The organism is Roseovarius sp. TE539, from assembly GCF_003298505.1.
In the GTDB taxonomy this organism is placed as follows: domain Bacteria; phylum Pseudomonadota; class Alphaproteobacteria; order Rhodobacterales; family Rhodobacteraceae; genus Roseovarius.
Genome location: NZ_QNGB01000004.1, coordinates 1 through 13,200 on the forward strand (window position 1 = coordinate 1; position 13,200 = coordinate 13,200).

Sequence of the window (13,200 nt, forward strand, 5' to 3'; positions counted from 1 at the left end):
CAACCAGCAGCTCCCGCAATCAGCCCTGGGCAGCAAGACGCCCTTGCAGGCGATGAAAGACTGGCACAAACTCAAGCCCGACCTGTTCAGGAAACGGCCATACTACCTTCCGGGATCCGACAACTAGATGCAGAAGGACGCATCGGATACACGTCAACAGGAACTCCAAGATTCAAGCGTTTTTTGGATGAAATGCCGGGTGTGCCTGTTCAGAATGATTGGTCAGATATTACACAGGCAAGCAAGAAAGAACGCCTCGGCTACCCCACGCAGAAACCCGTCGCCCTGCTCGAACGCATCGTCGCCGCCTCCTCGAACCCCGGCGACGTGGTGCTCGATCCGTTCTGCGGCTGCGGCACCACCGTGCACGCCGCCGAGAAACTCAGGCGCAAATGGATCGGCATCGACGTGACCCACCTCGCCATCGGGCTGATCGAGAAACGCCTGCGCGACGCTTTCCCGAAGGTGGAATTCACCACCCAAGGTGTGCCGCAGGACATCGCGGGCGCGCGCGACCTCGCCAATCGCGGGCGGGAGGACAAGAATTACTATTTCGAGTTCGAGAAATGGGCGCTGTCGCTGATCGCCGCACAACCCGGCAACCTTGGCAAGAAGGGCGCCGACAAGGGGATCGACGGCAATATCTATTTCGGCAAGACCGACCGCGCCATCGTCAGCGTCAAGGCGGGCGAGAATATCGGCGTCGGCATGATCCGTGACCTGCGCGGCGTGATCGAACGGGAAAAGGCGGGCATCGGGATATTCCTCACCCTGACGGAACCGAAAAAGACCATGGTGGCCGAGGCGGCGGCGGCCGGACAATTCGAGATGGAGGGGTTCGAGCCCGTCCCCCGCATCCAGATCGTCACCATCGAGCAGGCGCTGCAATTGCGCGACCGCGCCGTGCGCCTGCCCGCCCGGCGCGACGACGCCTTCAAGCGCGCCGCCCGCGAGGAGGACGCGCGCGCGCAGGGGTCGCTCGATCTCTGACCGCCCGGCGCGGCGAGGCCGATTGACGCCTTTTCACCGCGCCGTGCCGCGCTAGAATTGCGACATGCCTTACGAATGGTCCACTCCCCCGGGCGATGATGGCGGAACGCGGCTGTCGCTGCGCCCGCACCGGTCGCTGCCGCGCCGTGGCTTCGCCGCCTTCATCCTGGCCACCTTCACGCTTATCACCATCCCGCTCTACCCGCTTCTGGGCACTGTCCTTCTCTGGGGGCTGCTGCCGTTCATCCTCCTGGCTGTCGGCGGGGTCTGGTGGGGGCTGGAGCACTCCTACCGGCAGGCCGAGGGGCTCAGCGAGGTGCTCACCATCGACCCGGCCGAGGTGCACCTCACCCGCACGGATCCCGGCGGCGCGGTGCGGCACTGGGATTGCAACAGCTACTGGGCGCGGGTGGCGATGCATCCAACCGGCGGGCCGGTGGCGCATTACCTCACCCTCAAGGGCAAGGGCCGCGAGGTCGAGATCGGGGCGTTCCTGAGCGAGGAGGAGCGCCTGGCGCTTTACGGTGAGCTGAACGATGCACTGCGGACCGCGCGGGCCGGCTGAACGGGCGGTTGGACACCAATTGCCCCGAGGTGCCGGATTTCGGTTCAAGCCCCCGGTTCCGGGCCTTCGGACCGTTCAATCCCGGTTCCGCGCGGGCGCCCGGCCCGGTCAGCTCAGCCGGGTCTTGACCATCGGCCCGACGGCGCCGAAATCCATCTGCCCGGCATGGCGTTCCTTGAGCTTGCCCATGACCTTGCCCATGTCCCGGATCGAGGACGCGCCGGTGTCGGCAATGGCCTTGTCGATCGCCGCCCCGGTTTCCGCCTCGTCCAGTTGGCGGGGCAGGAACTCCTCGATCACCGCGATCTCTTCGCGCTCCCGCTCGGCCAGGTCAAGCCGCCCGCCCTCCTCGTAGGCGCGCACGCTCTCCTGCCGCTGCTTGGTCATTTTCCCAAGGATCGCGAGGATTTCACGGTCGCTCACGCCGTTGTCTCCATCGGCGCTCCGGGCCGCGATGTCCTGGTCCTTGATGGCCGCATTGATCAGGCGAAGCGTTGCAAGCCGCGACGTCGCCTTGTCTCTCATGGCCTGTTTCAGGGCCGTGTTGACCTGCTCGCGCAAGCTCATGCCGTTCCATCCCCATGGTTTGGTCACAAGCCCCGGACAATATCCAAATCCTCCGACACTCGCAACCGCCGCAGCGTGCCGCGGGCTCTTGACGCTATTCGCCGCCGGCCCTAGTTTCGCGCAAATTTCCGCCCCGGAGCCTCCAGACATGACCAGATCCGCCCCCCAGCACCCGACCGCCTGCCTGGCCCTCGCCGACGGCACGGTTTTGATGGGGCGCGGGTTCGGGGCGACGGGGGAAACCACGGCCGAGCTGTGCTTCAACACCGCCATGACCGGCTATCAGGAAATCATGACCGACCCGTCATATGCCGGGCAGATCGTGACTTTCACCTTCCCGCATATCGGCAATGTCGGTGTCAATGACGAGGATGACGAGGCCGCCGACCCGGTTGCTGAAGGCATGGTCGTCAAATGGGATCCGACCGAGCCAAGCAACTGGCGTGCAATGGAAAACCTGTCCGAATGGTTGGCACGCCGCGGACGGATCGCGATCGGTGGCGTGGACACGCGCAGGCTGACGCGCGCCATCCGCCAGCAGGGCGCGCCGCATGTGGCGTTGGCCCATGACCCGGCCGGCAATTTCGATACGGCGGCCCTTGTCGCCAAGGCGCGCGGGTTCGCCGGGCTGGAAGGAATGGACCTTGCGCGCGATGTCACCTGTGCACAGTCCTACCGCTGGGACGAAATGCGTTGGGCTTGGCCTGGCGGTTTTGCCCGGCAAACCGAAGCGCGCCACAAGGTCGTTGCCGTGGATTTCGGCGCCAAGCGCAATATCCTCCGGTGTCTTGCCTCGGCGGGCTGCGATGTCACGGTGATGCCTGCCACTGCCACCGCCGACGATATCCTGGCACTTGAACCCGACGGCGTGTTCCTGTCGAACGGTCCGGGCGACCCCGCGGCAACCGGGAATTACGCGGTGCCGATGATCCGCGGTATACTGGCCGCTGAGGTGCCGGTGTTCGGCATTTGCCTTGGGCATCAGATGCTTGCGCTGGCCCTGGGTGCCGAGACGGTGAAAATGAACCATGGCCATCACGGTGCCAATCATCCGGTCAAGGAAATCGAGACCGGAAAGGTGGAGGTGACATCGATGAATCATGGCTTTGCAGTCGATGCCCAATCCCTGCCGGAGAACTTGGTGGAAACGCATGTGTCGTTGTTCGACGGCTCGAATTGCGGCATCCGCATGCGCGACCGCCCGGTTTTTTCCGTGCAGCATCACCCGGAGGCGAGCCCGGGGCCACAGGACAGTTTTTACCTGTTCGAACGGTTCGCAGCCGCTATGGCCGACTGAGCCCCGGATCTGCGTTAACACCTTGTTACGTATTTGTTTACGGTCCATTAACTGATTTGGTCAAAACTCTCTGCGAGGATTTGCGGCAGGGAGCCAATCATGGGCATTTCAGAACTTCGTCAATTGGATCTGCCGGCTGAAGACCTGGCGGACAGGCCGGCCGAGCTTGAGGAGGCACTCGTTGAGTCGGGTTCCATTACACGTGCCGACGCGTCGCTGGCACTGATGGTTCAGAGGTACTGCGCCGCCCCGCTTGACCGTGTGCTCGAGGCCGAGGGGCTGGCCAGCGAGGCCGAGGTACTCGATGCACAGGCCACGGCTCGGAGGGCCCTGCGTCTGGATGAAGCGGGGCTCGCCGCGGCATCCACTTGGCCGGTGGAGGTTGATCCGCGTGATCTTCTCCGCCACGGGATGCTGCCCTTGGCCGGGGCCGAAGGGCGGGCCCGCCTTGCCACAGCGCGACCTTCGGAAACCGGCCCGCTTCGTACCCGGCTTCCGCGTGAGGTGGCCGATGCCCCGCCTGTCATCGCGCCGCGCGCTGCCATACAGGCACGTATCGCGCGCGATCACCGTGACACCCTGACCGAAGCCGCACAGGCGCGGGTGCCCGAGTCGGAAAGCTGCCGAAGCTGGCTTGGCCCGATAAGGGGACGGCTCGTCGTGACATTCGTCCTGCTGGGGCTGTGTGTCGGGTTCACGCTGATGTTTCCCGCCGGGGTCTTCACCATGTTCGCCGTATGGGCCGGTATTACGCTGGTCGTTTCTGCGGCGTTGAAGATGGCTGCCTTCATTGCGAGCGTCACGGCGCCGGAACCGGACACAATGCCAGATCCGGGGGTGAAGGACGGCAGGCTTCCGAAGGTTTCCATCCTGGTGCCCTTGTTCCGCGAAACCGAGATCGCGCATGCGCTGATCGCGCGCCTCAGCCGCCTCACGTATCCCAAATGCCTTCTTGATGTGGTTCTGGTGCTCGAGGAAAAGGACGCGTTGACCCAACAGACCCTCGCCTCGATCGACCTGCCGCCATGGATGCGTGCCGTCGTGGTGCCGGATGGGCAGCCCCGCACCAAGCCGCGGGCGATGAATTATGCCCTGGATTTCTGCGAAGGCGACATCGTCGGGATCTTCGATGCGGAGGACGCACCGGATCCGGACCAGATCACCCGTGTCGCCCGGCGATTTCAGACTGCCCCGCCGGATCTGGTGTGCCTGCAGGGCATCCTCGATTACTACAACCCGAGACAGAACTGGTTGGCGCGCTGCTTCACCATTGAATACGCCACCTGGTTCCGTGTGATGTTACCAGGAATGTCTCGGCTGGGCCTCGCAATCCCGCTTGGCGGCACGACACTTTATTTCCGGCGCCACGTTCTGGAGGAGCTGGGTGGTTGGGACGCGCACAACGTGACCGAGGATGCGGATCTGGGCTTTCGGCTGGCGCGTCACGGCTACCGGACCGAGATGATCAACACGGTGACTGCCGAGGAGGCGAATTGCCGGGCCTGGCCCTGGATCCGGCAGCGTTCGCGCTGGCTCAAGGGGTACATGACCACCTATCTGGTGCACATGAGGAACCCCCGGCTACTGTTCCGGCAGTTGGGGCCGCGAAAATTCTGGGGTTTCCAGGCACATTTCGTTTCGGCGCTGTCCCAGTTCATTCTCGCGCCGTTCCTGTGGTCTTTCTGGCTGTTGATCTTCGGTTTGCCGCACCCTCTGGATCCGTATGTGGCGCGCAGCACGCTCGTGACCGTCGGTGTGCTTTTCCTGTTGATCGAGGTTTTCAATGTCGTGCTGCACATGACCGCGGTTTCGGGACGCGAACACAGGCACCTGATGGCCTGGGCGCCGACGATGCATTTCTATGCGCCGCTCGGCGCGGTGGCGGCCTACAAGGCCCTCTACGAGATGGTTTTCGCCCCTTTCTTCTGGGACAAGACACGACACGGCCATTCCCTGCCGCTGCTCAAGCGGATGCAGGGCCCCGGGCAACCATCAGATAAGGGTGTCGACTTCCCCGGAATCAAGCTTGAGCCTCGTCACGAAAGCCTTTGAGATATGCGCTTTCAGAGCTTCACCGGCGGCCTGCGCATCCCGTGCCTCGATCGCACTCACGATGGCGTCGTGTTCCTTGAGCGCGTCCCGGTCGCGGCCGACGGCGGCAAGTGACGTGGTCGCCATGAGCGCCATGGAGCGGTGTACAAGATCAAGCTGCTGAACAAGAAACCGGTTATGGGAGGCAAGATGAACCTGCTTGTGAAACCGCCGGTTGGCGCGGGCCATGGCGGCAGGATCGCCCAGAAGCTGATGGTCGTCCTCGACCATGTCGCGCAACACACGCACCTCCTCATCGGTGGCATGGCGCGCGGCCAACTCGGCTGCCAGGGCCTCGAGTTCGGCACGCACCACGTACAGCTCGGCCAGCTGGTTGTGATCCAGCGATGACACGATCAGGCTGCGTCCGTCCCGCATCAGCAGGCTTTGCGTCTCGAGCCGTTGCAGCGCCTCGCGGATCGGTGTGCGCGAAACACCGAACCGCTCGGCAAGATCGCTTTCGACCAGGCGGTCGCCGGGCTTGTAGATGCCCATGTCGATCGCTTCGAGGATCAGCGTGTAGGCATCTTTTTGGGGTGGTTTCATGAAGGATGTATTCCGTTTGCCGGGATCTGTTTCTGTACCCTATCTTTGGCATACAGTGGGGATCAAGCCTGCGGGCATTGCGCGGATTGCCGCGCCGCCCTAGAACCGGGGCATGCCAAAGCAGAATTTCACACATGTCTCGACATGGGTCTTCGACCTCGACAACACGCTTTACCCGCCGCAGGCCCGGCTTTTCGATCAGATCGAGGTGCGGATGACCGCCTATGTGATGGAGGCGCTCGGGGTTGCCCGTGCCGAGGCGGACCGTCTGCGGATCAAATACTGGCACGAGCACGGTACGACACTGGCCGGCCTGATGCGTGAACACGACGTCGATCCGGGCCCGTACCTGACCCACGTGCATGAGATCTCGCTTGAGGGTCTCGACGAGGATCCCGAGCTGGGTGCGCGGATCGCGGACCTGCCGGGTCGCAAGATCGTATATACCAATGGCAGCGCGCCCTATGCCGAACGCGTGATTGATCGCCGCGGGCTCAACGGTTGCTTTGACGCGGTGTACGGCGTCGAAGATGCGGGGTTCCATCCCAAACCCGACCCGGCCGCGTTCGAGGCGGTTTTCCGGCGTGATGGGCTGAACGCGAGTCTGGCCGCGATGTTTGAGGACGATCCGCGCAATCTTGCTGTTCCGCATGTCATGGGGATGCGTACCGTCCATGTCGCGCCCGAGCCCGCACCGGCCGATCACATTCATCATCATACCGATGACCTGAGCGGTTTTCTGGCAAGGCTGATGTGACAGGCTGCCGCTTGGACCGATGGCCGTACCGCACCTATCTGTAGGAAAACGGAAGGATGACCGGATGCGCGGCTTCGACCATGACATAGTTATATCGGGCGGCGGGGTTGCCGGGCTGACGGCAGCTGCCGCGTTCGGTGCCGCCGGTTTTTCGGTGCTCTGCGTGGACCCCGCCGCGCCGGTCACCGAACGCGAGGCAGAGGGCGCAGACCTGCGCAGCACCGCCTTCCTGCAACCGGCGCAGGCGTTGCTCGAGCAGGCGGGCCTGTGGGCCCGGCTTGAGGGGCATGCCAGCGAATTGCGGGTCATGCGGATTGTCGATGCCGGTGGACCAGAGCCCGAAGTCCGCGTTACCCGCGATTTCAATTCGGCGGATATTTCGGACCTCCCGTTTGGCTGGAACCTGCCGAACTGGCTTTTGCGCCGGGAAATGGTTGCACATCTGCAGGAACTGGACAGTGTCGAATTCTGGACCGGAACGGCGACGCGATCCCTTTTCACGCGTGAGGGCGAAGCGCGGGTGGGCCTGAGCGATGGCACAACCGTGCGGGCGCGGCTGGTGATCGCCGCCGATGGCCGCAATTCACCGATCCGCGAAGCGGCCGGCGTTGGTGTGCACACAATCCGTTACGGTCAGAAAGCATTGGCTTTCGCTGTCACCCATCCGCTTCCGCATCAAAACGTGTCCACCGAGATTCACCGGTCGGGCGGCCCCTTCACGTTGGTGCCGTTGCCTGATCACGAGGGGCTGCCATCCTCGGCGATCGTCTGGATGGAAGACGGGCCCGAGGCCGTGCGTCTCGCGGGTCTTGGCATTCCCGACTTCGAGGCCGCAATGACCGAACGCTCCTGTGGCCTTTTCGGGCCGCTCAAGCTGGCTTCGCGGATGACTATCTGGCCGATCATAAGCCAGGTTGCGGACCGCATGTGGGCCGAACGCGTGGCATTGGTGGCCGAGGCGGCACACGTCGTGCCCCCGATCGGCGCGCAGGGCCTCAACATGTCCCTTGGAGACATGCGGGTTCTGCTCGCGTTGGCGCTGGAGTCGCCCGACACACTCGGGGATGCGAAAATGCTTGAGGCGTATCACCGGCGCCGTCATCGGGAGGTGGCGTTGAGGTTGGCCGGGATCGACGCGCTCAACCGTGCCTCCATGATGCATTTCCAGCCCTTGCGAGACTGTCGCGCACTGGGTGTGGATACCATATACGCGCTTGCGCCGGTGCGGCGCCTGCTGATGCAGATGGGGCTGGGCGCAAGGGGATGATGCGCCTTCGGCCCTTTCGCGTACCGGAAGTGGTTCTGATCGCTATCCGATCGGGCCGGGGCGCCGTTCTTCGCTCAGAAGAACGTTGGCTTCAACATCACCGACACCCGGAAGCATCATGATCCGGCGACGCAACACGCGTTCGAAGTCAGGGATGTCCCGGGCAACGACACGCAGACGGTAGTCGTAGAGGCCGAGGATATGTTCCACGGTCTGAACTTCCGGGATCGCCGAAACCGCACGTTCGAAATCATCCAGGCTGACGCGGCCCTTGGTTGCCAGTTTCACGCCAAGAAAGACCGTGACGCCGAAACCGAGCCTTTCTGCGTCAAGATCCAGGCGCTGACCAAGGATGATCCCGTTTTCATGCAAGCGTTTGATGCGCCGCCAGACCGCTGATTGCGATACGCCCAGAACGCGGCCAAGGGCGCTGGCGCTTTGGGTTGCGTCCCTTGCCATCGCGCGCAGAATGCGGCGGTCCATGGTGTCCAGTTCGATCAAAGCGGCAGCACCTCGTCGGATTTGATCCGCGCCACATGCATCAGCGCCTCGATGTCCGCGATATGGGGAAGCGTAAGGATCGCGGTTCGATAGACTTGCTGGTAATGTGCCATGTCCCGCGCGATGACCGAAAGGCGCACATCCACACGGCCGAGGAACGTCTGGATCTCGACCACGTCGGGCACCTCGCGGGCGGCGGCGAGGAATTCATCGAAGGCCCGGGGCTGTGTCTTGTCCAGGGCGATGCGCAGGGACACCTCGACCTCCCGGCCAAGTGCGCGCCAGTTGATGACGGCATGATTTCCCCGGATCACACCTTCCTGTCGCATTTTTTCGATCCTGCGGGTGCATGTCGCGGCTGTCACGCCTGCGCGTTCAGCCAGTTCAGCGAAGCCTGTCGTCGGGTTGTGCTGATAGTGCCTGAGAATGCGCTTGTCCGTATCGTCCAGCATGAAAATCCCTACGATATTCGATTACGCGCATCATATTTTCGCAAAATGTAAAAATGAAGTGCTTTTTGCCATCATTCTTGTGGCTGCAAGAGTAGGATACTGACGACCTGACTGAACGGCATGAACGAAAGCGAAGGAGAATGACATGCGAGTCTATTATGATCGCGATTGCGACATAAACCTCATCAAGGACAAGAAGGTTGCGATTCTGGGCTATGGCAGCCAGGGCCATGCTCATGCGCTGAATCTGCGTGACAGCGGTGCCAAGAACCTGGTGGTGGCCTTGCGTGAAGGGTCCGGAAGCGCCAGGAAAGCCGAGGCAGAGGGTCTCAGGGTGATGGAGATCGCAGAAGCGGCCGCATGGTGCGACCTGATGATGTTCACCATGCCGGACGAACTTCAGGCCGAGACTTATCGCAAATACGTTCACGACAATATCAAGCCTGGCGCCGCGATCGCGTTCGCTCACGGACTCAACGTGCATTTCGGACTGATCGAACCCAAGGAAGGCATCGACGTGATCATGATGGCCCCCAAGGGGCCGGGCCATACGGTGCGTGGCGAATACGTGAAGGGCGGCGGTGTGCCATGCCTCGTGGCGGTCGACAAGGACTCGACCGGCAAGGCGCTGGAAACGGGGCTTTCCTATTGTGCGGCCATCGGTGGCGGACGCTCCGGCGTCATCGAAACGAGTTTCCGCGAAGAATGCGAAACCGATCTTTTCGGCGAGCAGGCGGTCCTGTGCGGCGGTCTGGTAGAGCTGATCCGGATGGGCTTCGAGACACTGGTAGAGGCTGGCTATGCCCCCGAGATGGCCTATTTCGAGTGTCTTCACGAGGTAAAGCTGATCGTTGATCTGATCTACGAGGGCGGGATTGCCAACATGAACTATTCGATCTCCAACACCGCCGAATATGGCGAGTACGTCTCGGGGCCGCGCATTCTTCCCTATGAGCGCACCAAGAAGGAGATGAAGGCAATCCTCCATGACATTCAGTCCGGTGCCTTCGTGCGTGATTTCATGCAGGAAAACGCGGTCGGACAGCCGTTCTTCAAGGGCACCCGGCGGATGAACGATGCCCACCAGATCGAGGAGGTGGGCGAAAAACTGCGCGGCATGATGCCGTGGATTTCCGCCGGCAAGATGGTCGATCGCGAGAAGAACTGAACCCGTCTTCGGAAACCGCGACAGGGGCGCGCCTGCCAAGGGTGCCCCTGTCTGCACGGAAAGATAGAGCGAATGCAGGATATCGCCCCCGTCAACTGGCTCAGGATCGGGTTCCTCGGGGTTGTCTGGGGCGCAAGCTTCATGTTCATGACCCTGGCACTCGGCAGTGTCGGGCCATTGCTGCTGGCGGCAATGCGCATCGCGCTAGGGGCGGTGTTCCTTGTTGGGCTTGCCCATGCCATGGGGATCGGTTTGCCGCCGCGTCGTGGTCCTGATGCGGGGCGCATCTGGCTTTTCGCCCTGGCTATGGCCCTGTTTTCCAATGCGGTTCCCTTTACACTGCTGGGCTGGGGGCAGCAGGTGGTCGCCTCGGGATTTGCCGGCGTTTGCATGTCGGCGGTACCGCTCCTGATCTTGCCACTGGCACACATTTTCGTGCCGGGGGAACATCTGACATGGCGGCGCCTGGCGGGATTTGTACTGGGAACAGGCGGTGTGGTCGTCCTGATCGGGCCGGGCGCCTTCGCATCGACCGGCAAGGATTTGGAGCTGCTGGCCAAGCTCGCTTGCGTGGCGGCCGCCGGATGTTATGCGACGGGCACGATTTTCACCCGGCTTTGCCCGGATGTTGACCGGGTGTCACTCTCGGCGGCCGTGTTGCTTCTGGCCAGCATGATTCTGCTGCCTGTCGCGCTGATTGTCGAAGGTCTGCCGGAGGATCTGGACATGATCGGGGTCATCGCGGTCGTGTACCTCGGGATCCTGCCCACAGGTGTGGCGCAGATTGTGCTTGTTCAGGTCAATCGCGAAGCCGGCCCGTCGTTCTTCGGGTTGGTGAACTACATGGTCCCGGTCTGGTCGGTGATATTCGGGGCGCTCATTCTGTCCGAGCCGGTGCCACCAAGCCTGTTGAGTGGTCTGGCATTGATCCTTTTCGGTGTCGCGATCAGCCAGGCGGCGGCGCTCAGGCGTTTGTTCGGCCGCCGTGCGACGGGCTGACATCCGCTTTGTCCGCTTGTCCCCGATGGATCGCGCTCCACAGATCAAGGGCCGATCGCGTCGCCTTGACATCATGTACGCGCAGGATCTGCACCCCCTGCATGACACCGGCCAGCGCCACGGAAACCGATCCCGGCACGCGGTCGCCCGGTTGTGGTGCCTTGCCAATATCGGCGATGAAACGTTTGCGTGAAGCGCCCAGAAGCAGCGCGCACCCCAGGCCGTGGAAAATCGACATGTTGCGCAGGAGGGTCAGGTTGTGTTCCTGTGTCTTGCCAAAACCGATACCGGGATCAACGATGATCCGGTGCCTCTCGATGCCGATGCCGATGAGCGCGTTCACCCGCTCGGCCAGGAAATCGTAGACATCGAGAACCACGTCATCATAGCGGGGATCAACCTGCATGGTCTGCGGGTCGCCCTGGGCATGCATTATACAGACCGGCAGGTTCTTTTCGGCGCAAAGCGGGGCCAGCTCCTTGTCGAAGGTGAAGCCTGCCACATCGTTGACCAGTCCCGCGCCGGCATCGTGCGCAGCGCGGGCCACGGCGGCCTTGCGCGTGTCAATCGAGACGGGAACACGCCCGTCTTTCCGGATTTGGCGTATTACGGGTATGACGCGCGCGCTTTCTTCCCGCGCGGGCACTTCTGTGGCGCCGGGGCGGGTGGATTCTCCGCCGACATCCACGATCGCCGCACCCTGGTCCGCCATGTCGCGCGCGTGCTGGAGCGCGACATCGTGGGCATAGTGTTCGCCACCATCCGAAAAGCTGTCGGGCGTGACATTCAGAATCCCCATCAGCCGTGGTGCCGCGAAGTCCAGCCCGCAGATGGGTGCCCGTTGTGACGTGAGGCGATCCAGTGTTTCGGACGGCACCTCGCTGACGGGTAGCATGACAGGCGACGCATCGCGTTGGCGCAATTCCACGGTATCAAACCAGGTCCAGCCGTCGGCCAGCGTCAGCGCAGTCTCGGGGCGGGCATCGTCGTGACGGAGAAGGGGACGGAAATAGTGTGTCATGGTTGGTGCATGGCGCAGGTGGCCTGGCTTGACAAGCAGGTCACAGGCCCGATTGCGCCATGTCCTGAACCAGCACCGGCACATTCGCGCCGTCTTCGGGTGGCGTGGCGCCGATCAGAAGCAGGTCCGAGGCTTCAATGTGATCCGCGAACCAAGCCGCCAGTGCGACAGCATCGCCCGGTTCGGTGGTCGGGCCGTCGATCGCGTCCAGAACGATCTTGGACGGCGCCCAGACACTGATCTGACCGTTCTTCATCGCCCAGTCGAGTTCGGTGCGTGTGCCGATCACCACGCACCGATCGTCACGCCCCGCAAGGACCCAGGCATTCTGTTCGATCTCCAGCAGGGCGATGCGGCGCTGCGCCATACGGTGGCGGGCATCCGGCTGTGTGGCATCCGCCGCCCCGACGCAAAGGATCACAGGCTCGGTACGGTTCTGCAACTGGTCCAGCCAGTGCCCGAGGTTGGGTGACATGATGGCCCGGTTGCTCAGGAATACCACATGGGGGCGCGGGCGCGCGTCCGCCTGCAATGCCACCGGCTTTGTTGCCACGTCCTGCATTGAGCGCACGATCTCGACACCAAGGGCACCTGGCCCGCGATCAAGTTTCTCGATCCGGACGAAACAGCGCACTGCCTGTGGTTCCGCAAGAATTCTTTCCGCGATCCGTTCGGCGAGCGTTTCGAGAAGGTTCAACCTCTCTTCGGCCAGTTCTGCGCCAATCGCCTCGGTTACCCGATCATAGGACAGGATGCGATCCACATCGTCATCCAAAGGCTCGGTGACCGGGCGCACCTCGACGACAACATTGAAACATACCCTCTGGGTTGTGCCACGTTCCGCCTGAAACGCACCGATTTCCACTTCGACCACGTGGTCGCGCAGTGAAATGCGGTCAAGCGGACCGTCGGGGGCCGTGGCGTCGGCGCGTGCCGCCGGATGCTCGAATGCCAGTCTGATTTCATTGCTCATAGGACG

14 protein-coding genes and 1 pseudogene are annotated in these 13,200 nt (G+C 62.7%); 9 read left to right on the forward strand and 6 right to left on the reverse strand.

The genetic code is table 11. The features are described from left to right. The 3 genes and pseudogenes from DQW77_RS03515 to DQW77_RS03525 all read left to right on the forward strand — a co-directional run. Nucleotides 1-127, forward strand: a pseudogene (locus DQW77_RS03515) (IS481 family transposase); the annotation flags it as partial. Between the two features lie 65 nt (nucleotides 128-192). Beyond that, the gene (locus DQW77_RS03520; RefSeq protein WP_113256818.1) at nucleotides 193-990 is read left to right on the forward strand and encodes a DNA methyltransferase; all 798 of its coding nucleotides are present in this window, start codon (nucleotides 193-195) and stop codon (nucleotides 988-990) included. 64 nt (nucleotides 991-1,054) lie between these two features. Next, the gene (locus DQW77_RS03525) at nucleotides 1,055-1,555 is read left to right on the forward strand and encodes a DUF2244 domain-containing protein (RefSeq protein WP_113256819.1); all 501 of its coding nucleotides are present in this window, start codon (nucleotides 1,055-1,057) and stop codon (nucleotides 1,553-1,555) included. A 108-nt stretch (nucleotides 1,556-1,663) separates the two neighbouring features. On the opposite strand, the gene DQW77_RS03530 is transcribed toward DQW77_RS03525, so the two are convergent. Continuing rightward, a complete protein-coding gene (locus DQW77_RS03530) occupies nucleotides 1,664-2,122 on the reverse strand; it encodes a GatB/YqeY domain-containing protein (protein WP_113256820.1) in 459 nt (152 codons plus the stop codon). A gap of 148 nt (nucleotides 2,123-2,270) precedes the next feature. Between DQW77_RS03530 and carA the strand changes: the two genes are divergently transcribed. After that, nucleotides 2,271-3,419: a glutamine-hydrolyzing carbamoyl-phosphate synthase small subunit gene (gene carA, locus DQW77_RS03535; RefSeq protein ID WP_113256821.1), complete on the forward strand. Its 1,149-nt coding sequence runs from the start codon at nucleotides 2,271-2,273 to the stop codon at nucleotides 3,417-3,419. 99 nt (nucleotides 3,420-3,518) lie between these two features. Continuing rightward, on the forward strand, nucleotides 3,519-5,471 hold the full coding sequence (locus DQW77_RS03540; protein ID WP_113256822.1) for a glycosyltransferase: 1,953 nt from the start codon (nucleotides 3,519-3,521) through the stop codon (nucleotides 5,469-5,471). On the opposite strand, the gene DQW77_RS03545 is transcribed toward DQW77_RS03540, so the two are convergent. Then, nucleotides 5,412-6,056: a GntR family transcriptional regulator gene (locus tag DQW77_RS03545; RefSeq protein WP_113256823.1), complete on the reverse strand. Its 645-nt coding sequence runs from the start codon at nucleotides 6,054-6,056 to the stop codon at nucleotides 5,412-5,414. The genes DQW77_RS03540 and DQW77_RS03545 overlap by 60 nt on opposite strands. A gap of 112 nt (nucleotides 6,057-6,168) precedes the next feature. Between DQW77_RS03545 and DQW77_RS03550 the strand changes: the two genes are divergently transcribed. Together DQW77_RS03550 and DQW77_RS03555 are read left to right on the forward strand one after the other, a co-directional pair. Then, nucleotides 6,169-6,813 carry a pyrimidine 5'-nucleotidase gene (locus DQW77_RS03550; RefSeq protein ID WP_113256824.1) on the forward strand — a complete coding sequence of 215 codons (645 nt, stop codon included), beginning with the start codon at nucleotides 6,169-6,171 and terminating at the stop codon, nucleotides 6,811-6,813. Between the two features lie 64 nt (nucleotides 6,814-6,877). After that, nucleotides 6,878-8,080, forward strand: coding sequence for a UbiH/UbiF family hydroxylase (locus tag DQW77_RS03555; protein ID WP_113256825.1), 1,203 nt, complete (start codon nucleotides 6,878-6,880; stop codon nucleotides 8,078-8,080). A gap of 42 nt (nucleotides 8,081-8,122) precedes the next feature. On the opposite strand, the gene DQW77_RS03560 is transcribed toward DQW77_RS03555, so the two are convergent. Next, nucleotides 8,123-8,581: an Lrp/AsnC family transcriptional regulator gene (locus DQW77_RS03560; RefSeq protein WP_113256826.1), complete on the reverse strand. Its 459-nt coding sequence runs from the start codon at nucleotides 8,579-8,581 to the stop codon at nucleotides 8,123-8,125. Then, nucleotides 8,578-9,033: an Lrp/AsnC family transcriptional regulator gene (locus tag DQW77_RS03565; protein ID WP_113256827.1), complete on the reverse strand. Its 456-nt coding sequence runs from the start codon at nucleotides 9,031-9,033 to the stop codon at nucleotides 8,578-8,580. The genes DQW77_RS03560 and DQW77_RS03565 overlap by 4 nt, the downstream gene beginning before the upstream one ends. A 145-nt stretch (nucleotides 9,034-9,178) precedes the next feature. On the opposite strand from DQW77_RS03565, the gene ilvC reads away from it, so the two are divergent. Together ilvC and DQW77_RS03575 are read left to right on the forward strand one after the other, a co-directional pair. Continuing rightward, complete coding sequence (gene ilvC, locus DQW77_RS03570) at nucleotides 9,179-10,201, forward strand: ketol-acid reductoisomerase (RefSeq protein ID WP_113256828.1); 1,023 nt, start codon at nucleotides 9,179-9,181, stop codon at nucleotides 10,199-10,201. A gap of 72 nt (nucleotides 10,202-10,273) precedes the next feature. Next, a complete protein-coding gene (locus DQW77_RS03575; RefSeq protein ID WP_113256829.1) occupies nucleotides 10,274-11,200 on the forward strand; it encodes a DMT family transporter in 927 nt (308 codons plus the stop codon). Here the strand turns inward: DQW77_RS03575 and folP are convergent. Continuing rightward, nucleotides 11,166-12,221: a dihydropteroate synthase gene (gene folP, locus DQW77_RS03580; protein WP_113256830.1), complete on the reverse strand. Its 1,056-nt coding sequence runs from the start codon at nucleotides 12,219-12,221 to the stop codon at nucleotides 11,166-11,168. The genes DQW77_RS03575 and folP overlap by 35 nt on opposite strands. 40 nt (nucleotides 12,222-12,261) lie before the next feature. Further along, on the reverse strand, nucleotides 12,262-13,194 hold the full coding sequence (locus tag DQW77_RS03585) for a dihydroneopterin aldolase (RefSeq protein ID WP_113256831.1): 933 nt from the start codon (nucleotides 13,192-13,194) through the stop codon (nucleotides 12,262-12,264). Nucleotides 13,195-13,200: the final 6 nt, after the last annotated feature.